The sequence below is a fragment of the Lactobacillus sp. RTP31084st1_F9_RTP31084_210423 genome, assembly GCF_040919545.1.
Taxonomy (GTDB): Bacteria; Bacillota; Bacilli; order Lactobacillales; family Lactobacillaceae; genus Lactobacillus; species Lactobacillus paragasseri.
This window is the reverse complement of record NZ_JBCOVH010000002.1, coordinates 306,505-325,184: the sequence shown is the minus strand read 5'-3', so window position 1 is coordinate 325,184 and position 18,680 is coordinate 306,505. Positions and strand designations below refer to the sequence as shown.

The following is an 18,680-nucleotide window of genomic DNA, read 5'->3' as shown; positions in this document are numbered from 1 at the left end:
CAAAAAACACTTCAACTGTTAAAAATACAGTTTGAAGTGTTTTCTTTTTACCAAATATGTAGCAAGCGAGTAGGGTCAATCTTACTTAAATTGAACTGATGAACATGTTGATGTTCATTTTCTGGAAATTCTTTTACAAAATCAGCTACATTATATAGCCCAGTCGAGTAAGACCAAACTCCTTTTACTTTTCGAATAGGATCTAACATTTCATTTCGAATTGGATAAGCAGAAATTAAGAAATGCTTGTGGTGGAACTTAAATACAAAATATGGAAGTCTAAATTGTTCAATTACCTCATCCTGAGTCTTAGCTAAGGTTATAACATTTCGATAAGGTCCATATTTTCTAGTAAATTCATCATTAAAAGAAAAATAAAAATTAGAAATATGAACATGTGGAAAATCTTCTGGCTTAACCTTATCTGGTATACAAACCACATGTGAATAATGATCTAGGTTCTTTTCCCTTTGGCTCAAAGCTCTTTCCATCCCATTGGGTAAAATCGAATAGGCCCAAGATGGTACTTCTGGATTTGCTTCATATTGTTCATACATCATCTTAATTACATCAGGTTTAACCCAGTCATAGTGCATTCTAGTTTGATTTCTGCGTAGTAAGCTTTCTAAGCTATTATTTTGCATTAAATCAACTACAAATAGTTCGTAGCGATATTTTTCAACCCAAGGACGAAAATGTTCAATTTTATCAGGTGTGATATGTGTGCCATCGACAATGACAGTTTCGCCGTAGGCCATTTTATGCTGGACCAAATTATCAACCATTTGCTCTGTACGCACAGTTACATGACGAGGAATAACTTGGTGCAAATGATCAGTACTTTCTTCATAATAGACCGTCAAATCCGCCAAGAGCAGCCTAATTTCATCACGAGAAATAGCGTAAGGCTGCAAGTGGTGACGAGCAATGAAGGAAGATTTACCTGATCCTGGTGCTCCTCTTAATAAAAATATTTTACGCATTATTTTCTCCTACTCTACAAGAATTTGTTCAAATATACTCGTAAAAAATTTTACCATAAAAACACCTATACAAACTATTAAAAAAGGAGCAGACCAAAAGTCTGCTCGCTTAGTGTAAAATTTCTTTTTTAATAATATGCAAGTCAGAATCAAAAGTATAAACAATTGGTTCTGCATTTGGAACTTCAACCTTCACAATATCCTCATTGCTGATACCCTCAATTTTTTTAATAAGAGCGCGCAAGCTTGAGCCATGAGCTACAATCAATTGATCATGGCCGTACATTAATTCAGGTGCAATATGATCCCAAAAATATGGCATCAATCGTTCTTGAGTTTGATGCAAACTTTCTCCCTGCGGCATTAAGCGCATATCATACTTTTGATATCTGCGGTCTTGAACGGGCTGAGTTAAAAGCGGTGGTACACTATCAAACCCACGTCTCCACTTTAATACTTGTTCTTTACCAAAGATCTTTTTTGAAACATCTTTATTAATGCCTCTCAAAGCTCCATAGTGTCTTTCATTTAAGCGCCAAGTTTTAGTAATTGGTAAATAGAGAAAACTACAAACATCCGCAATTATATTTGCAGTCATAATTGCACGCGACAAAACGGAAGTATGAATATGAGTTGGCACAAAGTCAGGAATTTTTGCTACTTTGAGCCCCGCATCTTTTGCTTGTTCAATTCCTTTTTTACTCAATGGCACATCATTCCAGCCAGTATAAACATTGTCCCGATTTGCTATACTCTCGCCGTGTCGAACTAAAACCAACTTAACCAAAATTCTTACCACCTAATCCTAATGCATAAACAGCATAATAATTCCGCCAATTGTAAAAATTGTCCCTAAAATTGCAAAAGAAATAGCGTCTGCTTTACTACCTCTTTTAGTTATCTTCTTTTCTTGATAACGATTATAAGCATAATATAAGTCCCATAAACCAACTACCAAGACAATTAATGCTACCCAAATATTTACTTTCATATTATTTATCGTCCTTATGTACGCTAGTTCCGTTTACCCACTGATCAAGATCTCTAACGCCTTTTTTAAAAGCTTTAACAGAATTTTGATAAACTTTTCCACCATTTTTCTTCAAATAGTCGCCCGCTTGTTGTCCTTTTTCTGTCACATGATCTTTAATGTCAGGCCAATCGTTTTCAGCGAAATCTTTAAATTGATCACTAGCTTTTTGTTGATAATTTTTTAGGCTTGCTTTTAAGTCATCTGTATCGAACTTCATTTTTTTCTCCCTAAAAATAAAAGGCTTTGCCCCTATTTTACCAAATAGCAGCAAAACCAGAATAACTAATCTTCTTTATCTGCAAAAATCATCTTATCATCAATTCCGCGCGTGCATTCTGCTTGCAATGTTACATGATTAATTCCAAGAGATTTTAACTTTTTTGCAATTTCTGTATAGATTTTTTCTAGCTGAACAGCATCTAAGTTCTTATCCACATTAATGTGAGCATCTAGCATTGTCACATTATCTGAATATTGCCAGACATGGACATGGTGAATATTATTCACATGTGGACAAGACAAGACTAACTCATTTACCTTGTTCAAATCGATACTTGGGTTTGTCTCCATCAAAATATTAGCTGCCTTAATTGTTACTTCATATGCTTCTTTGAGTAAAAATACCGACGCAGCGATTGTTAATACTGGATCAATCCAATAAATTTTCCAGATCGAAATAACAATTGCGCCTAAAACTACCGCTACACTCGTAATTGCATCAGAAAGCATATTTAAAAAGGTAGCTTTAGCATTAAGACTAGTCTTAGCCTCTTTCATAACTACAAACATCGAAATGACATTTGCGGCTAGACCGATTAAAGAAACAATCAACATAATTGTCCCTCTAATCGGTTCTGGATGGCTGAAGCGTTGAATCCCTTCAATAAATAAATAGATACTAATTACAATTAAAATAATTCCATTAGTAAAAGCTGCTAAAATTTCGGCCCGATCATAACCAAAGGTTTTGCTAGTATTTCTTTTTCTTTTAGAAATTAAATTAGCTACAAAAGCTAAAACTATCGAACCAACATCACTTAAGTTATGCACAGCATCAGATAGCAAAGCTAACGAGCCAGAAATTGCCCCACCAATAAATTCAGCAATTGTAATAATAATATTTAATAGTGTTACCCAAAAATAGCGTAATGATGATTTATCTTTCATGTTTTTTCTCCATAAATATATCGAATCTGGTATACTTATATGCAGAAAGTATAATATTCCATTTTCGATATATTGTCAATGAGGTTTGGTGATCATAATGAGTTTAAACACATCCCTAGTTAACGAAGCAGCTAAGATATACAAGGTTTTGAGTAATAGCAGACGAATTTCAATTTTATTTTTCTTACGCAATTCTTCTAAAGAAGTCGATGTTTCAACAATTGCAACTACACTTGAATTGGCTCAACCCGTCGTGTCAAAACAATTAGGAATTTTAGAAAAGTACAATCTAGTTAAACATCACAAGCATGGGACACACGTTTTTTACTTTTTAAATGATCCTGATGTCTTATCAATGATCGACGCAATGATTGAGCATGTTGAACATACCGCTAAAGAACATCCCTCTAACCTATACTAAAAAAGATGCAACAAAGTAGTTACATCTTATAAATTTGGAATATCAGTATTTTTTACACCATAATTAATAATTCTAAATTTTCCATTATCGTCAATAATTCCTCGAGTAACGCTTCCGTTATCAGGAAATGGAATATCATGATCACCACTTGCTTGATCCCAATATTTAATACCTAAAGTCTTGATAAAGTCACCATGAGATACTACTAATACTCTTCCTAATCCTTTAGTTTCTTGTGCTAATTGACTAATTGCTTGATCCATGCGATTATCTAGTGCCTCGGCGTCTTCAGCTAAGTGACGGGGATCAGCCTTTTTAGTAGCTTCGCGAAAATCATGAATACCAAGTGTCTGAATAATTTTTACCACATCACTCGTTGGTTTCATGCCACCAGCTTTCGCAACTTTTCTCCAAGTTTCATCAATATCGTCGCCTTCAAAAGTTCCAAAAAATACCTCGCGAAAGGCTGGGAGCTTTTTTATTTTGCCAATTTCTGAAACTTCATTTGTATCTGCAATTAAGTGAACCGTATCAATGGCTCGCTTCAAGTCAGAACTATACATTTTATCAAAGTGAACCTGAGATAAATTAGCAGCAGTTACTTTTAAATCATTAATTCCTTTTACAGTCAATGGAGAATCAGCCCAACCTTGAACTTTATTCAACTGATTAAACATCGTTTCTCCATGTCTTACTAAATAAACTTCAGTAGCCATTTTTTACCCTCTTTCCTTAAATTGTTTCACAAATTTTATTACAATTATCTCAATGTTAACAGAATACTGCGTTATTTCAAGTATTTTAAAAATCAATACTATATTTAGTGTTTCACATATTTTCTACTACAAGATCCTCACCCATTCTTTCATTTTCCTCTCTATATTTATATACGCAATTTTTAGTTATTTTTTTCAATCTTCAAATAAAAAAAGATAAAGTCATTGCGTTAAAATAAGAATGTATAGTAATTACTAAAAAGGAGGACTTTTTTATGCCAAAAGTAGCTGTTGTCTTTGCAGACGGTTGTGAAGAAGTTGAAGGCTTAAGTGTCGTTGATGTCTTACGTCGTTTAAATATTGACTGCGACATGGTCGGACTAGATAAAAAAGAAATTGATGGTGATCATCATATCTTACTTACCTGTGATAAGGTTGTGGATGACTCACTTCTTGATTATGATCTTGTTGCCTTCCCTGGTGGCAGAACTGGCGCTTTGAATTTAAGAAATAATAAAAAGCTTGCAGACTTGATGATTCAAAGAAATAAAGCAGGTAAGTGGGATGCCGCAATGTGTGCAGCTCCAATCGCTTTAGGGCACTACGGTTTACTTGAAGGTGCTAACTATACTTGTTATCCAGGCTTTGAAAAACAAATCGAAGAAGAATGTCCAAATGGTCACTTTAGCACTGACATCACTGTTGTTGACCAAGAACATAAAATTATCACTAGTCGTGGTCCAGCTACTGCTTGGGCATATGCTTACACTATCGCTCGGACACTCGGACATGATACCAGTGACTTAGAGAAAGGTATGCTTTACGACTACTTGGCTAAGAATATTAATGCTAGTCTTTAATTAATAGACTTCACGAAAAAGAGATCAGATTTTAATGTCTGATCTCTTCTTTCGTATATAACAGTTAAAATAAGAAGTTGACTTTTACCCTCATCCCTAAGCTAAAAGTCTGTGTATTACTAGCATGCCTACGGTCTTACTCGGCTCTGCATCTACACTTTAATTACAATTAATTTTCTCTCAGCACTTACTATCTATAGTATAACATTTTTTATTTTAACTTGAAATATTATGTATTAATATAGAATTCTTTTATAAACGAGCTATCTGGTAGCCGTTTCGCAGAAAATGCTCCATCTCTTCTGGTTCACGTCCAGTTAAGCGATGAAAATCGTCTGATGTTGCGCTTAATAGGCCCTTTGCATCACCAGCATACATTGATGCTAATTCTTTTCCATCGCCTTCTTGGGCATAAATTTTAGCAAATTCAGTAATTGTGACTGGTGCATAACCAATTTTATGATCAGTAATTCGCGACATGATGTAGGACAATTCAACCATATTATAGTTTTTATCCATACTTAGTAAATAAGACTGACCTTGATCACGCATTATAGACTGCATAGCTAGGCATGCAATCGCATGTGCACTATCATTTCGAGTAATAAAAGAAAGTGGTTGTGCACCAACAGGATAAATAATGTTCTTACGCTTAATTAATTCTTCAAGATATGGAACTAAAGGATCAGCATAAAGACTATTTTTAACAATACTATATTCAACCTTGGAACTAGCTAGTCGCCTTGGAACATAAGCATAAAATGGTGACATCACAAAAGGATTATTTTCTTGGTCCGCAAAAAAGCTGACAAAAATCAACTTTGCTTTTGCCTTTTTCACAGCTTGCAGTACATTTTCAAATTCTGTGATTCTTCTTTGCAAATCATAAGTAATACTAGGAATATAAATAACCAAATCAACGCCAGAAACTGCTTTTTCAAGTGTATCTAAATCAAAGTAATCTAGTTTAACCTTTTCAACATCTAAGTCGTCAAACTTATTCGCTTTTTTTAAATTGTGAATTCCAACTCGAATATTATTTTCGGGAGTCATAGTTCTAAGCCAACGAGTAACCTTTTCACCTAAGTTACCTGTTGCTCCGGTAATTAAATATTTCATGTAAACAATATAGAACCTTTCTTAGGATAACTTGTCTATATTATTATAGTTCAAAACTTTCACAATTTCTTAAGCGAAGTTTAAAAGTATAGTTCATTAGACTACTTTTTTCTCTCACTTTGCATATATTTTTCATGCAATTCCATTAATTTTGATCTTAACTCACTACTAAAAATAAATTCATTAATTGGTGGATGTCCCCAACGTGGATTACTGTGTAAAATTGACTCAATTCCAATAATTATGTCTAACGGTATAAATATTGTGGTTACTTTACCACTTCTTAACCCTAAAGTGCCATAATCGATATCATACCATATTAAAGTTAAACATTTACCTTTATCTGACAAATAAGGTTCATCAGCAAAACCTTCATAAGTCTTTCCACCTTTTATAGTCACTCGAGTCATTTATCCCAAGCAACTATATTTACGATCCATTATCTCTTCAAAATTGAAAAATCTTGAAAAGAATACTTCACCATTAAATTTATATTTAGTGTATATAATCATTATTATTCCCTATTATTAGTTTTAACTCTCTAAAAACATAATATTTTTATATTGAATAATTACACCTGACAAAAAAAGACACCTCTTTCGAGATGTCTTTTCGATAAAAACGTAATATAAATATTAACGCTTTGAGAATTGTGAAGCTTTGCGGGCTTTCTTCAAACCTGGCTTCTTTCTTTCCTTCATTCTTGGGTCACGAGTTAACATGCCAGCCTTCTTAAGTGGACCACGGAAATCTGGGTCAACTTCAAGAAGTGCACGTGCAATACCTAAACGAATTGCACCAGCTTGTCCTGAGAAACCACCACCGTTAACATTAACTTCAACGTTGTATTGACCTTCAGTTTCAGTTAATGCTAATGGTTGCTTCATATCTTGAACCAAGTTAGGGTATGGAATGTACTTAGTTACGTCTTCTTTGTTAATGGTAATTTGACCGTTACCTGGTACTAAACGTACGCGGGCAACAGAATCTTTACGACGACCAGTTCCAGCGTAAGCTGCTTGTTGTGCCATTATTTAAAACCTCCTAGATTAATTCGTTGATGTCTAATTTTTCAGGCTTTTGTGCTGCGTGTTCGTGGTCTTCACCAGCGTAAACATGCATCTTCATGAATTCTTGGTGACCAAGAGTATTCTTTGGCAACATGCCCTTTACAGATAATTCAACTAATCTTACTGGGTTCTTAGCTAATAATTCACCGGCAGGAGTAGCTCTTAAACCACCACGGTAATCTGAGTGGTGGTAGTAGATCTTATCAGTTGCCTTTTTACCAGTCAACTTTAATTTACCTGCGTTAACAACAATAACATAATCACCAGTATCTACATTTGGTGTATATTGAGGCTTATTCTTACCTCTTAAAATTGATGCTACAGCAGTTGATAAACGACCAAGTGAAACATCAGTCGCATCGATAACATACCACTTACGTTTAATATCACTAGTTTTAGCTAATGGGGTAGTACGCACTTTAAATTCCTCCGTTTTTCTTCTGTTTGACAAACAATAAGTTTCCGGGGCCTATCGTGGACAAACATACGTATACTAATTTACGTCGTTTTGCTCAAAAAGTCAATCTTTTTTAAGGTCTAATCGATATTTTTTAGGAACTTCTTCATAAAAAACATGCTGCAAATATAATCCACTTGCTGGTGCTGTCGTGCGAACTTCTTGTCGATCTTTTGCTGCTAAAACTCTCGGTATATCATCAACTGGACGTTTTTTATTACCAATCTCCAGTAAAGTACCAACTAAAATTCTAACCATGTTATATAAAAATCCATTTCCAATAAAATCAAAAATAATTTTTTTATTATCTGGATCAGAAGTGATATTTACGTAATAAATTGTTCGTACCTTATCAACAATTTGTCCACCACTTGCTGCAAAACTAGTAAAATCATGTTTTCCGATCAGATCTTTAGCAGCCCTTTGCATTAAATCAATATCTAATGGATATGGATAATGTCCCGTATAAAAACGGTTAAAAGGATCAGTAAAACGATGTTGATCTACAATATAGCGATACCATTTTCCTTTAGTAGAATATTGCACATGAAAATCTGAATTAACAATTTCACTATCAAAAAAAACTGTATCAATTGGCATTAATGCATTTAGAGCAAGCATCATATTTTTAGCTGGAATCTCTTTTCCTGGATAGTCAAAGTGGATAACTTGACCTTTAGCATGAACACCAGCATCAGTTCTTCCAGATCCATGCACCACTACCCGTTTTCCTTTAGTCATCTTTTTTAGTGCTTCTTCAATTACGCCTTGCACAGTCCGCTCATTAGGCTGAATTTGAAAGCCATGAAAAAGGTGTCCATCATATGCCATTGTCAACTTATATCTCGTAGTCATTATTTAATATGTCCTTGTAAGTAATAAAATCAGCGTCAAGAGGGCAAAATATCCCAGATTAATCCAATCATACTTTGACCATTTTAAAACACGATAGCGCGTCCTTTTTGCCCCTTCTCGATAGCCTCTAGCTTCCATTGCAGTAGCTAAATCAATTGCAATTGTTAAGGAACTAATGAATAAAGGAATTAAAATTGGAATAATTGCATGAATTCTTTTAATTAATCCACCACTATTAAAATCTGCTCCACGTGCCCTCTGAGCGTTCATAATTCTAACAGCCTGATCTAACAAAGTCGGTACAAAACGGAGTGCTATCGACATTACAAGTGCAATCTGGGCTACAGGAACTTTTAAGTAGCCAAGAGGTCTTAGAATCCATTCCATTCCATCTGCAATTTCTAATGAAGTTGTTGTCAGAGTGAGAACGGTAGAAATTAAAATAATCATTACAAAACGAATAAAAATAAAAATAGAGTTTTGAATGCCGTATTCACTAATATTAAAAATTCCCCAATGCCAATAAATTTTTCCACCAGTAGTAAAAAATAGCTGCAAAACTGATGTAAAAAGGATCAGCCAAATTAAAGGCTTCACTCCATCCCAAAATACTTTTGGTTTTAATTTAGTTGCTCCAACAGCAAGTAAAGTAAAAAAAGATAGAAAGAGATAAGATAACCAGTTATTAGCTAGGAAGATAATGACAATAAACAAAAAAGTAGCGATTATTTTCCCTCTTGGATCCATCTTATAGACGACAGAATTCCCAGGAATATATCGACCGATAATAATTTTACTCATTCATTTCCTCCCTTCGCCTTTAATTCATCTGCAATTTTATTTACTAAAGAATCAATAGTTAAAGGCATTTCTGAAAATTGAAAGCCACCCTTTTCTAATTCTCTAGCAAATTTACTAGTAGCAGGCTCATCTAAAAAATGCTCCTTTACCCAGTTAGGATCAGAAAAAACTTCCTTTGGACTTGCATGCTTTATTAAACGACCATGTTCAAGAACCAGCATATCATCTGCATATTGACTGATATCATCCATATTATGCGAGATCAAAATGACAGTATGTCCTTCCTGTTGATAATTTTTAAATATATCAAACATTTGCTTCTGTCCTTCAGGATCTAAGCCAGCAGCTGGTTCATCCAAACATAAAATGTCTGGTTCATAAGCCATTACGCCAGCAATTGCTACTCGGCGCATCTGTCCACCAGAAAGTTCGAAGGGAGATTTATTCATAACTTGCTCAGATAAACTCACTTTTTCTATCCACTCAATAGCTTGTTCTTTAGCCTTTTGCTCCGAAAAGCCAAAATTAAGCGGTCCAAACATGACATCTTTAAGAACTGTTTCTTCAAACAATTGGCTTTCAGGAAACTGGAATACTAAACCAACTTTTTTTCTAATTTCTTTTAAAGACTTGCTAGAAGTGTTAGAAGTTATAGTCTTATCAGCAATATTAACTGCTCCACTACTTGGCAATAATAAGCCATCAAAATGCTGCATTAAGGTAGATTTACCACTTCCCGTATGACCAGCAATTGCAACAAATGAGCCACTTTTTATTTTAAAAGATATATCAGCTAATCCTTGAGTCTGAAATGGAGTTTCTGGCGCATAAATATAATCTACATTTTTGAATTCAATTGACACAAATAGTTCACCAACTTTTCCTCAGTATTGACTTCTTGCGGGATACTTATTCCTTCATTTATTAGCTTATTTTTTATTTTATAAAATAAAGGAAGATCTAACCCCGCGCTTCTAATAAGAGAATCATCTTTAAATATATCTCCAGGCGAACCGCTAGCCAGCAAGCTGCCTTTATTTAAAACTAAAATCTGGTCTGCGTGCACCGCTTCATTAATATCATGCGTAATTGAAAATATTGTTAGCTCATTTTCTTTTTGTAATTTTTTTATAAGCCTAAGAATTTTTGACTTTCCTGCTGGGTCAAGCATACTCGTTGATTCATCTAGAATTATCAATTTCGGACCAATTGCTAAAATTCCTGCAATAGCAACTCTTTGCTTTTGACCACCAGAAAGATATTGGGGTTCACTTTCTTGAAAAGCTATCATTTCTACTTGATTAAGTACATCCTGAACAATGCTTTTCATTTTGGTACGAGGGACTTGACGGTTCTCTAAACCAAAAGCTACATCATCTTCAACCGTAGCTCCCACGAACTGATTATCAGGATTTTGAAATACAATTCCCACACGATCTCTAATATCCCACATAGTTTTTTCAGTTAGAGTTATACCATCGATATTGATCAAAGTATTAGGATTATCATCTGGTAAAAGAATACCATTCAATAAACGAGCAATAGTTGATTTTCCACTTCCGTTATGACCAACCAAAGTGGTCCAAGTACCTTTAGGAATTGAAAAACTAACATCTTTTACTGCAGGTTCCTCACTGTCTTTATAAGTAAAAGAAAGATGCTCTACGGTTACTATATTGTCTTTCATAAATATCACTTGCTCTTTTTCAAATATGTCATTGTATCAATTATAAAAAAAGAGCAAAAAAAAATCATCCACAAAGAGGGATGATTTAACATCTAAGCTAGACTAGGCAAAAGCCACCATCATCACGCTTATTCTCGCTTTTGTGAAAGATTTATAAAATAATATTATATTTTGCGCAATTAAACTAATTCAATGATTACCATTGGAGCAGCATCACCCTTACGTGGGTTAGCTAACTTGTACATTCTAGTGTAACCACCATTACGGTCTTTGTAACGAGGTGCAATGTCACTGAAAAGTTTTTGAAGTGCTGATTTTACAACAACTGCATCTTTTTCTTCATGAATATCAGCAATTTCATTACGAACAAAAGCAGCAGCCTTTCTTCTAGCACTTAAATCACCGCGTTTACCTAAAGTAATCATCTTTTCGGTAGTTTTACGGATTTCTTTAGCACGGGTTTCAGTAGTAACAATGCGTTCGTTCATGATCAATTGGGTAGTCATTTCTCTAAGCATTGCTTTTCTATGTGCACTATCGCGACCTAATTTACGGTATGCCATGAGTTTTCCCTCCTTATTTTTCCAACTTAGTCATCTTGACGAAGTGATAGACCAAGTTCGGCAAGTTTATTCTTTACTTCTTCTAATGACTTACGTCCTAAGTTACGTACGCGCATCATATCTGCTTCAGATTTATCAGTTAATTCTTGAACAGTATTAATTCCTGCACGTTTCAAGCAGTTATATGAACGAACAGATAAGTCAAGCTCTTCGATCGTCATCTCAAGCTTCTTCTCATTCTTATCGTCCTCTTTTTCTACCATTACATCATCAAACTGCGCATCCATATCAGTAGACATAAATACTTTGAAGTGTTCTACAAGAATCTTCGCAGCGAAACTAAGGGCATCATTAGGTGTGATTGAACCATCAGTCCAAATTTCTAAAGTTAATTTGTCATAATCGTCTCTTTTACCAACACGAGCACTTTCAACTTGGTAGTTAACTTTTTTGATTGGTGAAAAGAGTGAATCAACGGGGATGACGCCAATAGGCATGTCATCAGTCTTGTTTTCACTTGCGGGAACATAACCACGACCATTCTTGATCGCAACGTTCATATGCAAATGGCCACCATCAGCAATACTACAAATATATTGATCTGGATTTAAGACCTCAATATCAGAGTCGACCTTTAAGTCAGCAGCAGTTACGATTGCTGGACCAGTTACATCGATTTCGGCAATTTTTTCTTCATCTGAGAGTGACTTTAACTCTAGTTTCTTCAAATTAAGAATAATTTTTGTGACGTCTTCTCTAACGCCAGGAATTGTTGAAAATTCATGTAACACACCATCAATCTGAATATAAGAAAGTGCCGTACCTGGAATAGAAGTAAGTAAAACTCGACGGAGTGAGTTACCTAAAGTAGTCCCGAAACCGCGTTCCAGTGGTTCGACAACAAACTTACCGTATGCCTCCTCTTGGTCTACTACGGTAATATTTGGTTTTTCAAATTCAATCATTACTGGGCCCCTTTCAAAACGTAATGTCCTGCACGCAGGAATAAACTAGACACGACGACGTTTTGGTGGTCTGGAACCGTTGTGCGGCACTGGAGTAACGTCGCGAATAGCAGTGATTTCAAGACCTGCAGCTTGAAGTGCTCTAATAGCAGCTTCACGACCTGCACCTGGTCCTTTAACTGAAACTTCAACATGCTTCATGCCTTGATCCATTGCAGACTTTGCAGCTGCTTCTGCGGCCATTTGAGCAGCAAATGGTGTAGACTTACGACTACCCTTGAAACCTAAAGCACCAGCGGAAGACCATGCGACTGCGTTACCTTGTACATCAGTAATCATGACCAAGGTATTGTTAAACGTAGAATGAATATGAGCAACGCCGCTTTCAACATGCTTCTTTACACGTCGTTTACGTGCTGTTTTCTTTGCAGCCATTAACTTAACCTCCTATTTAATAAATTATTTTCTCTTTGAACCCTTACGAGTACGAGCATTATTCTTGGTATTTTGTCCACGAACTGGCAATCCACGACGGTGACGAATACCACGGTATGAACCAATTTCAACTAAACGCTTAATGTTAAGACTAACTTCACGACGAAGGTCACCTTCAACACGGTACTTATCTACTTCGCTACGTAATTTTTCTTGATCTTCTGGGGTCAAGTCATTAGTACGAATATCTTCAGAAATACCAGCATCTTTACAAATCTTCTTTGCAGTTGATTCACCAATACCATAGATATAAGTTAATGCGACTACAACTCTTTTATTTCTGGGTAAGTCAACACCAGCAATACGTGCCATTAAATTGCACCTCCTAATAAAAATATATAACTATTAACCTTGACGTTGTTTGTGCTTAGGGTTTGCAGAGCAAATCACCATAACACGACCATGTCTTTTGATAATCTTGCAATGTTCACACATTGGTTTAACAGATGGTCTAACTTTCATGTTTGCCTCCGTAATTACTTAATAAAACGATACGTAATCCTACCCTTGGTTAAATCATATGGTGATAATTCAACTGTTACTCTATCACCAGGTAAAATTCTAATGTAGTGCATTCTAATTTTACCAGAAACGTGAGCTAAAATTGTTGCACCATTTTCTAATTCAACTTTAAACATAGCATTAGGTAAGGTATCAACTACCTTACCTTCAACTTCGATGACATCTTCTTTTGCCAAAATTGTTCCTCCACATGAACAAATAGTCACACTTAGGCATTATAACACGGAATGTAAAAAAAACAATAAGAGACTAATCTTTACTTAAGATTTTGTCAATGTCTTCAAATACTTTTTCCGGAGTTTGTTCACCGTTAACAGTTGAAAGAATTCCTTTTTCTTCATAAAAATCACGAAGAGGAGTATTCATCTTCTTGTTAACTTCTAAGCGATTTTTAACAACTTCTGGCTTGTCATCCTCGCGTTGGAAAAATTCATGTCCTCCGCAACGATCACAAGTACCTTCTACTTTAGTTGGATTTGAAATCTTGTTGTAAGTTGCACCACAATTTTTACAAATGTAGCGTGCTGATAAGCGCTTGATTAAAACATCTTCATCAACATCAATTGCAATTACATTAGTTAACGGCTTTTCTAACCGTTTAGTTATACCTTCAAGAAGTTCAGCTTGAACAGTGGTTCTTGGAAATCCATCTAAGATGAATCCATTCTTAGTGTCAGGTTGCTTAAGACGTTCTTCAACTAACTTAGCAGTAACTTCGTCTGGCACTAAATCGCCTTTATCAATATAACTTTTAGCTTCTAAACCAACTGGAGTTTCATTAGCCATAGCTTCTCTGAACATATCACCTGTAGAAATATGTGCTAAGTGATATTTATCTACAATGCTTTCAGAAGCTGTTCCTTTGCCTGCACCAGGCAATCCTAAAAGAATTAAATTAATCATTTTTATCCTTACTATCTAATAAATCCAACGTATTCGCGCTTCATTAGTAGTCCATCAACTTGACGGGCTAACTCTAAAACAACACCAATAACGATTAAAAGACTTGTTCCGCCAAGTCCAATTGAACTTGGTAAACCAAAAATATTTGTAGCAAGCTGCGGCAACAAGGCAACAAGTCCTAAAAATACCGCACCTACTGTTGATAATCTAATTAAAATTTTAGATACATACTTTTGTGTATCTTTTCCTGGCCAAACGCTAGGAATGTAGGCTCCTTGCTTTTGCAAGTTCTCAGCCAACTTTTCTGGATTTACTTGAACAAAGGCATAGAAGAAAGTGAACAAAATAATCAAAAGTGTATAAATTAATGCACCTGGTGTAGTTTGTAAACTAAATATTTGATTACAAATCTTAAACCATTGTTCATTTCCATGAGATCTTTGAAAAGCCATCAAAATTGTAGCTGGTGTAATAATAAAGGAACTGGCAAAAATAACTGGAATAACTCCAGAAACGTTAACCTTTAAAGGTAGGAAACTTTCGGAGCCACTTGTTGCTGCCCTACGAGTATACTGGATAGGTACTCGCAAATCAGCCTGTTGAAACCATGTAACAAATTGAGTTACTAGTAAAATGGCAATAATGATCGCGATGAAGAACAAAATCCCCTGCCAACGATCGCTAGCACTATTATTAATAATGAAATCTTTAAATAGTTGATAAATTCCATTAGGAAGACGGGCAATAATACCTGCAAAAATAATTACAGATACACCATTTCCTAAACCTTTATCAGTAATTTCATCACCCAGCCAGGTCAAAAGCATAGTCCCAGCCGTCATAATAATGGCAATCTCAATATAGGTTTGAGGAGTTTGCGTTTTAACTAAACCCATTTCGGTTAAAACGTTAAAGCCAAGAGTAATCCCAAGACTTTGAACAAAAGCAACTACTAAAGTAAGATAGCGTGTTACTTGGTTTGTCTTTCGTCTTCCAACTTCTCCTTGCTTTCCCCACTCAACTAACTTAGGAACAATATCCATTTGGAGTAATTGAATAACAATTTGAGCAGTAATATAAGGTGAAACACCTAGAGAAAAGATTGAATATGTATCTAATCCACCACCACTGACTGTATCCAACATTGGGACTAAACCAGTTTGTGCAACCCGTGTAATAGCTTTTGCATTAACTCCCGGAACTGTTATATTAGCTCCGATTCGATAAAGCAACAGGATAAAGAGTGTAAAAAAGATTTTAGATCTAATATCTTTATCCTTAAAGGCGTTCTTCAAGGTCGAGAACATTAGATCACCTCAACAGTTCCGCCAGCGGCTTCAACAGCTTTTTTAGCAGCTTCTGAGGCTTTGTTAACTTTTACAGTCAACTTAACCTTTAATTCACCGTTAGCTAACAACTTAACTCCTGCAAGTTCTTTTTTAACTAAACCTGATGATTTTAATGTATCGATAGTTACTTCGCTACCATCATCAAATCTATTTAAATCATTTAAATTAATAATAGCGTATTCTTTGCGGTTAACGTTCTTGAAACCACGCTTAGGCATTCTTCTGAATAATGGCATTTGACCACCTTCGAAACCTAAACGTGTTTTACCGCCAGTACGAGCTAATTGACCCTTTTGACCACGACCAGCAGTTTTACCGTAACCACTAGAAGTACCACGACCAACACGCTTTCTGTTGCGACGTGAACCTTCATTTGGTTTTAATTCATTAAGCTTCATTAATTGGCACCTCCTTGGATTCTAATTACTTATTAACCTCTTCAACTGAGATCAGGTGAGCAATCTTCAATAAAGCGCCACGAGTTGCAGCGTTGTCTGGAAGAACAACAGTGCTATTTACCTTACCAAGACCAAGAGCTTTAACAATCTTTCTTTGTTTTGGAAGACGGTGTGCGACGCTTTTAATTAAGGTAACTTTTAAATCCATTATTTAATCTCCTTAATCTTCTAAGCTTTTTGCTGACTCACGAAGTTTCAAAACGTCTTCACGAGTCTTTAACTTACTCAAACCGTCCATAGTAGCACGGATAACATTGATTGGTGTATTTGAACCAAGTGATTTAGAAGTAACATCTGAAATACCAGCTAAATCCATGATAATACGAACAGCACCACCAGCAGCAACACCAGAACCAGCTTCAGCAGGTTTCAACATAATGTTACCAGAACCGTAATGGCCCATAACTTCATGTGGAATAGTAGTACCAACAGTAGGTACCTTAATCATTCTCTTTTTACCAGCTTCAACAGCCTTGCGGATAGCTTCTGGGACTTCTTGAGCCTTACCAGTACCAAAACCTACATGACCTTTTCTATCGCCGACGATTACAACAGCAGCAAATCTCATGCGACGACCACCCTTAACAACCTTGGTGATCCGGTTAATTGCTACTAATTGATCTTCAATATCGTCTTTTTTACGATCTTTACGAGAATCTCTACGAGAATCGTTGCGGTTTGCCATTAGTTAATTCTCCTTTCCTAGAATTCTAATCCGTTTTCACGTGCTGCATCAGCAAGAGCTTGTACACGGCCGTGGTATAAGTAACCACTTCTATCAAATACAACACTCTTAATGTTCTTCTTAGCAGCAGTTTCAGCTAAAGCTTTACCTACTTCAGCAGCTTGTTCCATCTTAGAACCTTCAGCTGAAATATTTTTATCATTTGTTGAGGCACTTGCAAGCGTTACACCCTCTACATCATCAATTAATTGAGCGTAGATGTTTTTGTTTGAACGGAAAACACTTAAGCGTGGGCGCTCAGCAGTACCAGAAATCTTTCCACGAATACGTTTATGACGCTTTAAGCGTAATTTGTTTTTATCTGGTTTAGAAATCACAATTTCACCTCAAAAATTTTCTATTTATTATTTACCAGTCTTACCTTCCTTGCGACGTACATATTCGTCTTCGTAACGAATACCTTTACCCTTGTAAGGTTCTGGTGGACGAACATCACGAATTTCTGCCGCAAATTGACCTACAACTTGTTTTGAAATACCTTCAATTTCAATTGAAGTTGCTGATGGAGTTTTAACTGTAACACCTTCTGGTGCTTCAAATACAACTGGGTGAGAGTAACCAACATTTAAAGTTAATTTCTTACCTTGTGCAACTGCACGGTATCCAACACCAACTAAAGTTAACTTCTTAACATATCCATCAGTTACACCTTCAATCATGGAAGCAAGATTTGCTCTTTCAGTACCATGAAGAGCTTTATCAGCTTCATTTGAACGACTAAAATGAATTTCTCCATCTTTTTGTTCAAAGGTAATGCGTGGATCAAAGTATCTAGTAAGTTCACCTTTTGGTCCCTTAACAGTGATGTCGTCACCATTTTTGGTAACTGTGACCTTTTCAGGAACCTCGATGACCTTTAAACCAATTCGGCTCATTAATAGTTCTCCTTTCTGTCAAAATTACCAAACGTAAGCAATAACTTCGCCGCCGACGTTCTTTTCTCTAGCTTCTTTATCAGTAATCACACCTGCAGAAGTAGAAATGATAGCAATACCAAGACCATTAAGAACTTTTGGTAAGTTTTCTGCACTTACGTAGTTTCTTAAACCAGGCTTAGAAATACGCTTTAAACCTGAAATAACACGTTCATTATTAGGACCGTATTTCAAGAAGATCTTGATCATACCTTGTTTGTTGTCATCTTCAACTTGGTAATCGCGAATAAAGCCTTCGTTCTTTAAGATTTCACTAAGTGATTTCTTCATTGATGATGCAGGAATCTCAACAGAACTGTGTTTTGCCATGTTAGCATTTCTAATTCTAGTCAAGTAATCTGCAATTGGATCTGTCATGACCATTTAATTTGCCTCCTTTACCGTTAATTACCAACTTGCCTTTTTAACACCAGGAATTTGACCCTTGTGTGCTAAGTCTTTTAAGCAAATACGGCATAATTTGAACTTGCGGTAAACAGAGTGTGGACGGCCACATCTCTCGCAACGAGTGTATTCACGAGATGAAAACTTAGCAGGACGATGATTTCTGACGATTTGTGATGTTTTAGCCATTAA

The 18,680-nt window shown here is 35.7% G+C and carries 31 protein-coding genes; 2 read left to right on the top strand and 29 right to left on the bottom strand.

Annotated features, from left to right (window positions below):
- Positions 1 to 47 precede the first annotated feature (47 nt).
- The 5 genes from AB5359_RS06890 to AB5359_RS06870 all read right to left on the bottom strand — a co-directional run bounded on the left by AB5359_RS06890 (position 48) and on the right by AB5359_RS06870 (position 3,183).
- On the bottom strand, positions 48 to 983 hold the full coding sequence (locus AB5359_RS06890) for an AAA family ATPase (RefSeq protein WP_368279866.1): 936 nt from the start codon (positions 981 to 983) through the stop codon (positions 48 to 50).
- Positions 984 to 1,092: 109 nt separating this feature from the next.
- Complete coding sequence (locus tag AB5359_RS06885) at positions 1,093 to 1,770, bottom strand: 2,3-diphosphoglycerate-dependent phosphoglycerate mutase (RefSeq protein ID WP_368279865.1); 678 nt, start codon at positions 1,768 to 1,770, stop codon at positions 1,093 to 1,095.
- Between the two features lie 18 nt (positions 1,771 to 1,788).
- Positions 1,789 to 1,974 (bottom strand): hypothetical protein, encoded by a 186-nt coding sequence (locus AB5359_RS06880; protein ID WP_020807207.1) that lies wholly within the window; start codon positions 1,972 to 1,974, stop codon positions 1,789 to 1,791.
- Between the two features lies 1 nt (position 1,975).
- Complete coding sequence (locus AB5359_RS06875) at positions 1,976 to 2,233, bottom strand: hypothetical protein (protein WP_020807208.1); 258 nt, start codon at positions 2,231 to 2,233, stop codon at positions 1,976 to 1,978.
- A 65-nt stretch (positions 2,234 to 2,298) separates the two neighbouring features.
- Positions 2,299 to 3,183: a cation diffusion facilitator family transporter gene (locus AB5359_RS06870; protein WP_003649439.1), complete on the bottom strand. Its 885-nt coding sequence runs from the start codon at positions 3,181 to 3,183 to the stop codon at positions 2,299 to 2,301.
- Positions 3,184 to 3,280: 97 nt separating this feature from the next.
- Between AB5359_RS06870 and AB5359_RS06865 the strand changes: the two genes are divergently transcribed.
- The gene (locus AB5359_RS06865; RefSeq protein ID WP_003649440.1) at positions 3,281 to 3,604 is read left to right on the top strand and encodes a helix-turn-helix transcriptional regulator; all 324 of its coding nucleotides are present in this window, start codon (positions 3,281 to 3,283) and stop codon (positions 3,602 to 3,604) included.
- A 26-nt stretch (positions 3,605 to 3,630) separates the two neighbouring features.
- Here AB5359_RS06865 and AB5359_RS06860 read toward each other — a convergent pair whose 3' ends face one another.
- Positions 3,631 to 4,320 (bottom strand): histidine phosphatase family protein, encoded by a 690-nt coding sequence (locus AB5359_RS06860; protein ID WP_048685630.1) that lies wholly within the window; start codon positions 4,318 to 4,320, stop codon positions 3,631 to 3,633.
- 275 nt (positions 4,321 to 4,595) lie between these two features.
- Here AB5359_RS06860 and AB5359_RS06855 point away from each other — a divergent pair, with 275 nt between their 5' ends.
- A complete protein-coding gene (locus AB5359_RS06855) occupies positions 4,596 to 5,180 on the top strand; it encodes a DJ-1 family glyoxalase III (protein WP_048685628.1) in 585 nt (194 codons plus the stop codon).
- Positions 5,181 to 5,432: 252 nt separating this feature from the next.
- Here the strand turns inward: AB5359_RS06855 and AB5359_RS06850 are convergent, their stop codons facing one another.
- The 23 genes from AB5359_RS06850 to AB5359_RS06740 form a co-directional block, all read right to left on the bottom strand.
- The gene (locus AB5359_RS06850) at positions 5,433 to 6,299 is read right to left on the bottom strand and encodes an NmrA family NAD(P)-binding protein (RefSeq protein ID WP_048685626.1); all 867 of its coding nucleotides are present in this window, start codon (positions 6,297 to 6,299) and stop codon (positions 5,433 to 5,435) included.
- Positions 6,300 to 6,400: 101 nt separating this feature from the next.
- Positions 6,401 to 6,700, bottom strand: coding sequence for a hypothetical protein (locus AB5359_RS06845; RefSeq protein WP_223891588.1), 300 nt, complete (start codon positions 6,698 to 6,700; stop codon positions 6,401 to 6,403).
- 234 nt (positions 6,701 to 6,934) lie between these two features.
- Positions 6,935 to 7,330, bottom strand: a complete 396-nt coding sequence (rpsI, locus tag AB5359_RS06840; RefSeq protein ID WP_003647805.1) for a 30S ribosomal protein S9 — start codon at positions 7,328 to 7,330, stop codon at positions 6,935 to 6,937.
- Positions 7,331 to 7,343: 13 nt separating this feature from the next.
- The gene (gene rplM / locus AB5359_RS06835) at positions 7,344 to 7,787 is read right to left on the bottom strand and encodes a 50S ribosomal protein L13 (RefSeq protein ID WP_003647806.1); all 444 of its coding nucleotides are present in this window, start codon (positions 7,785 to 7,787) and stop codon (positions 7,344 to 7,346) included.
- Between the two features lie 102 nt (positions 7,788 to 7,889).
- A complete protein-coding gene (gene truA, locus AB5359_RS06830; RefSeq protein WP_020807214.1) occupies positions 7,890 to 8,681 on the bottom strand; it encodes a tRNA pseudouridine(38-40) synthase TruA in 792 nt (263 codons plus the stop codon).
- 3 nt (positions 8,682 to 8,684) lie between these two features.
- Positions 8,685 to 9,482, bottom strand: coding sequence for an energy-coupling factor transporter transmembrane protein EcfT (locus tag AB5359_RS06825; protein ID WP_020807215.1), 798 nt, complete (start codon positions 9,480 to 9,482; stop codon positions 8,685 to 8,687).
- Positions 9,479 to 10,345: an energy-coupling factor transporter ATPase gene (locus AB5359_RS06820; protein ID WP_048685624.1), complete on the bottom strand. Its 867-nt coding sequence runs from the start codon at positions 10,343 to 10,345 to the stop codon at positions 9,479 to 9,481. Before AB5359_RS06820 ends, AB5359_RS06825 begins: the two co-directional genes overlap by 4 nt.
- The gene (locus AB5359_RS06815; RefSeq protein ID WP_020807217.1) at positions 10,321 to 11,169 is read right to left on the bottom strand and encodes an energy-coupling factor transporter ATPase; all 849 of its coding nucleotides are present in this window, start codon (positions 11,167 to 11,169) and stop codon (positions 10,321 to 10,323) included. Before AB5359_RS06815 ends, AB5359_RS06820 begins: the two co-directional genes overlap by 25 nt.
- Positions 11,170 to 11,348: 179 nt before the next feature.
- Positions 11,349 to 11,732 (bottom strand): 50S ribosomal protein L17, encoded by a 384-nt coding sequence (gene rplQ / locus AB5359_RS06810; protein WP_003649454.1) that lies wholly within the window; start codon positions 11,730 to 11,732, stop codon positions 11,349 to 11,351.
- 26 nt (positions 11,733 to 11,758) lie between these two features.
- Positions 11,759 to 12,697 carry a DNA-directed RNA polymerase subunit alpha gene (locus tag AB5359_RS06805; RefSeq protein WP_003649455.1) on the bottom strand — a complete coding sequence of 313 codons (939 nt, stop codon included), beginning with the start codon at positions 12,695 to 12,697 and terminating at the stop codon, positions 11,759 to 11,761.
- Positions 12,698 to 12,742: 45 nt separating this feature from the next.
- A complete protein-coding gene (rpsK, locus tag AB5359_RS06800) occupies positions 12,743 to 13,132 on the bottom strand; it encodes a 30S ribosomal protein S11 (RefSeq protein ID WP_003647813.1) in 390 nt (129 codons plus the stop codon).
- 24 nt (positions 13,133 to 13,156) lie between these two features.
- The gene (gene rpsM / locus AB5359_RS06795; protein WP_003649457.1) at positions 13,157 to 13,504 is read right to left on the bottom strand and encodes a 30S ribosomal protein S13; all 348 of its coding nucleotides are present in this window, start codon (positions 13,502 to 13,504) and stop codon (positions 13,157 to 13,159) included.
- A 33-nt stretch (positions 13,505 to 13,537) separates the two neighbouring features.
- Positions 13,538 to 13,654 carry a 50S ribosomal protein L36 gene (gene rpmJ, locus AB5359_RS06790; protein WP_003647815.1) on the bottom strand — a complete coding sequence of 39 codons (117 nt, stop codon included), beginning with the start codon at positions 13,652 to 13,654 and terminating at the stop codon, positions 13,538 to 13,540.
- 14 nt (positions 13,655 to 13,668) lie between these two features.
- Entirely contained in the window at positions 13,669 to 13,890 is a 222-nt protein-coding gene (infA, locus tag AB5359_RS06785; protein WP_003647816.1) for a translation initiation factor IF-1, read from the bottom strand.
- A gap of 73 nt (positions 13,891 to 13,963) precedes the next feature.
- Complete coding sequence (locus AB5359_RS06780; protein WP_003647817.1) at positions 13,964 to 14,617, bottom strand: adenylate kinase; 654 nt, start codon at positions 14,615 to 14,617, stop codon at positions 13,964 to 13,966.
- An 11-nt stretch (positions 14,618 to 14,628) separates the two neighbouring features.
- On the bottom strand, positions 14,629 to 15,924 hold the full coding sequence (gene secY / locus AB5359_RS06775; RefSeq protein WP_003649458.1) for a preprotein translocase subunit SecY: 1,296 nt from the start codon (positions 15,922 to 15,924) through the stop codon (positions 14,629 to 14,631).
- Positions 15,924 to 16,364: a 50S ribosomal protein L15 gene (rplO, locus tag AB5359_RS06770; RefSeq protein ID WP_003649460.1), complete on the bottom strand. Its 441-nt coding sequence runs from the start codon at positions 16,362 to 16,364 to the stop codon at positions 15,924 to 15,926. Before rplO ends, secY begins: the two co-directional genes overlap by 1 nt.
- Positions 16,365 to 16,389: 25 nt before the next feature.
- Positions 16,390 to 16,575, bottom strand: a complete 186-nt coding sequence (gene rpmD / locus AB5359_RS06765) for a 50S ribosomal protein L30 (RefSeq protein ID WP_024273012.1) — start codon at positions 16,573 to 16,575, stop codon at positions 16,390 to 16,392.
- A 9-nt stretch (positions 16,576 to 16,584) separates the two neighbouring features.
- A complete protein-coding gene (rpsE, locus tag AB5359_RS06760) occupies positions 16,585 to 17,109 on the bottom strand; it encodes a 30S ribosomal protein S5 (RefSeq protein WP_003647820.1) in 525 nt (174 codons plus the stop codon).
- Between the two features lie 17 nt (positions 17,110 to 17,126).
- Positions 17,127 to 17,486 (bottom strand): 50S ribosomal protein L18, encoded by a 360-nt coding sequence (gene rplR / locus AB5359_RS06755; protein WP_003647821.1) that lies wholly within the window; start codon positions 17,484 to 17,486, stop codon positions 17,127 to 17,129.
- Positions 17,487 to 17,513: 27 nt separating this feature from the next.
- Complete coding sequence (gene rplF / locus AB5359_RS06750) at positions 17,514 to 18,044, bottom strand: 50S ribosomal protein L6 (RefSeq protein ID WP_003649461.1); 531 nt, start codon at positions 18,042 to 18,044, stop codon at positions 17,514 to 17,516.
- Positions 18,045 to 18,068: 24 nt separating this feature from the next.
- On the bottom strand, positions 18,069 to 18,467 hold the full coding sequence (rpsH, locus tag AB5359_RS06745) for a 30S ribosomal protein S8 (protein ID WP_003647823.1): 399 nt from the start codon (positions 18,465 to 18,467) through the stop codon (positions 18,069 to 18,071).
- Positions 18,468 to 18,491: 24 nt separating this feature from the next.
- Positions 18,492 to 18,677, bottom strand: a complete 186-nt coding sequence (locus AB5359_RS06740) for a type Z 30S ribosomal protein S14 (protein WP_003647824.1) — start codon at positions 18,675 to 18,677, stop codon at positions 18,492 to 18,494.
- Positions 18,678 to 18,680 lie beyond the last annotated feature (3 nt).

Excerpts from the sequence above, each read along its gene's own strand:
- rpsM (WP_003649457.1), bottom strand. The coding sequence starts at position 13,504 with ATGGCACGTATTGCTGGTGTTGACTTACCCAGAAATAAAAGAGTTGTA.
- AB5359_RS06860 (WP_048685630.1), bottom strand. The coding sequence starts at position 4,320 with ATGGCTACTGAAGTTTATTTAGTAAGACATGGAGAAACGATGTTTAAT.
- AB5359_RS06805 (WP_003649455.1), bottom strand. The coding sequence starts at position 12,697 with ATGATTGAATTTGAAAAACCAAATATTACCGTAGTAGACCAAGAGGAG.
- rpsK (WP_003647813.1), bottom strand. The coding sequence starts at position 13,132 with ATGGCTGCAAAGAAAACAGCACGTAAACGACGTGTAAAGAAGCATGTT.
- AB5359_RS06815 (WP_020807217.1), bottom strand. The coding sequence starts at position 11,169 with ATGAAAGACAATATAGTAACCGTAGAGCATCTTTCTTTTACTTATAAA.
- AB5359_RS06880 (WP_020807207.1), bottom strand. The coding sequence starts at position 1,974 with ATGAAAGTAAATATTTGGGTAGCATTAATTGTCTTGGTAGTTGGTTTA.
- rpsH (WP_003647823.1), bottom strand. The coding sequence starts at position 18,467 with ATGGTCATGACAGATCCAATTGCAGATTACTTGACTAGAATTAGAAAT.
- AB5359_RS06850 (WP_048685626.1), bottom strand. The coding sequence starts at position 6,299 with ATGAAATATTTAATTACCGGAGCAACAGGTAACTTAGGTGAAAAGGTT.
- AB5359_RS06740 (WP_003647824.1), bottom strand. The coding sequence starts at position 18,677 with ATGGCTAAAACATCACAAATCGTCAGAAATCATCGTCCTGCTAAGTTT.
- AB5359_RS06870 (WP_003649439.1), bottom strand. The coding sequence starts at position 3,183 with ATGAAAGATAAATCATCATTACGCTATTTTTGGGTAACACTATTAAAT.
- AB5359_RS06825 (WP_020807215.1), bottom strand. The coding sequence starts at position 9,482 with ATGAGTAAAATTATTATCGGTCGATATATTCCTGGGAATTCTGTCGTC.
- truA (WP_020807214.1), bottom strand. The coding sequence starts at position 8,681 with ATGACTACGAGATATAAGTTGACAATGGCATATGATGGACACCTTTTT.
- AB5359_RS06875 (WP_020807208.1), bottom strand. The coding sequence starts at position 2,233 with ATGAAGTTCGATACAGATGACTTAAAAGCAAGCCTAAAAAATTATCAA.
- AB5359_RS06890 (WP_368279866.1), bottom strand. The coding sequence starts at position 983 with ATGCGTAAAATATTTTTATTAAGAGGAGCACCAGGATCAGGTAAATCT.
- rpsE (WP_003647820.1), bottom strand. The coding sequence starts at position 17,109 with ATGGCAAACCGCAACGATTCTCGTAGAGATTCTCGTAAAGATCGTAAA.
- rplF (WP_003649461.1), bottom strand. The coding sequence starts at position 18,044 with ATGAGCCGAATTGGTTTAAAGGTCATCGAGGTTCCTGAAAAGGTCACA.
- rpmJ (WP_003647815.1), bottom strand. The coding sequence starts at position 13,654 with ATGAAAGTTAGACCATCTGTTAAACCAATGTGTGAACATTGCAAGATT.
- AB5359_RS06865 (WP_003649440.1), top strand. The coding sequence starts at position 3,281 with ATGAGTTTAAACACATCCCTAGTTAACGAAGCAGCTAAGATATACAAG.
- AB5359_RS06855 (WP_048685628.1), top strand. The coding sequence starts at position 4,596 with ATGCCAAAAGTAGCTGTTGTCTTTGCAGACGGTTGTGAAGAAGTTGAA.
- rpsI (WP_003647805.1), bottom strand. The coding sequence starts at position 7,330 with ATGGCACAACAAGCAGCTTACGCTGGAACTGGTCGTCGTAAAGATTCT.
- rplO (WP_003649460.1), bottom strand. The coding sequence starts at position 16,364 with ATGAAGCTTAATGAATTAAAACCAAATGAAGGTTCACGTCGCAACAGA.
- secY (WP_003649458.1), bottom strand. The coding sequence starts at position 15,924 with ATGTTCTCGACCTTGAAGAACGCCTTTAAGGATAAAGATATTAGATCT.
- AB5359_RS06780 (WP_003647817.1), bottom strand. The coding sequence starts at position 14,617 with ATGATTAATTTAATTCTTTTAGGATTGCCTGGTGCAGGCAAAGGAACA.
- rplQ (WP_003649454.1), bottom strand. The coding sequence starts at position 11,732 with ATGGCATACCGTAAATTAGGTCGCGATAGTGCACATAGAAAAGCAATG.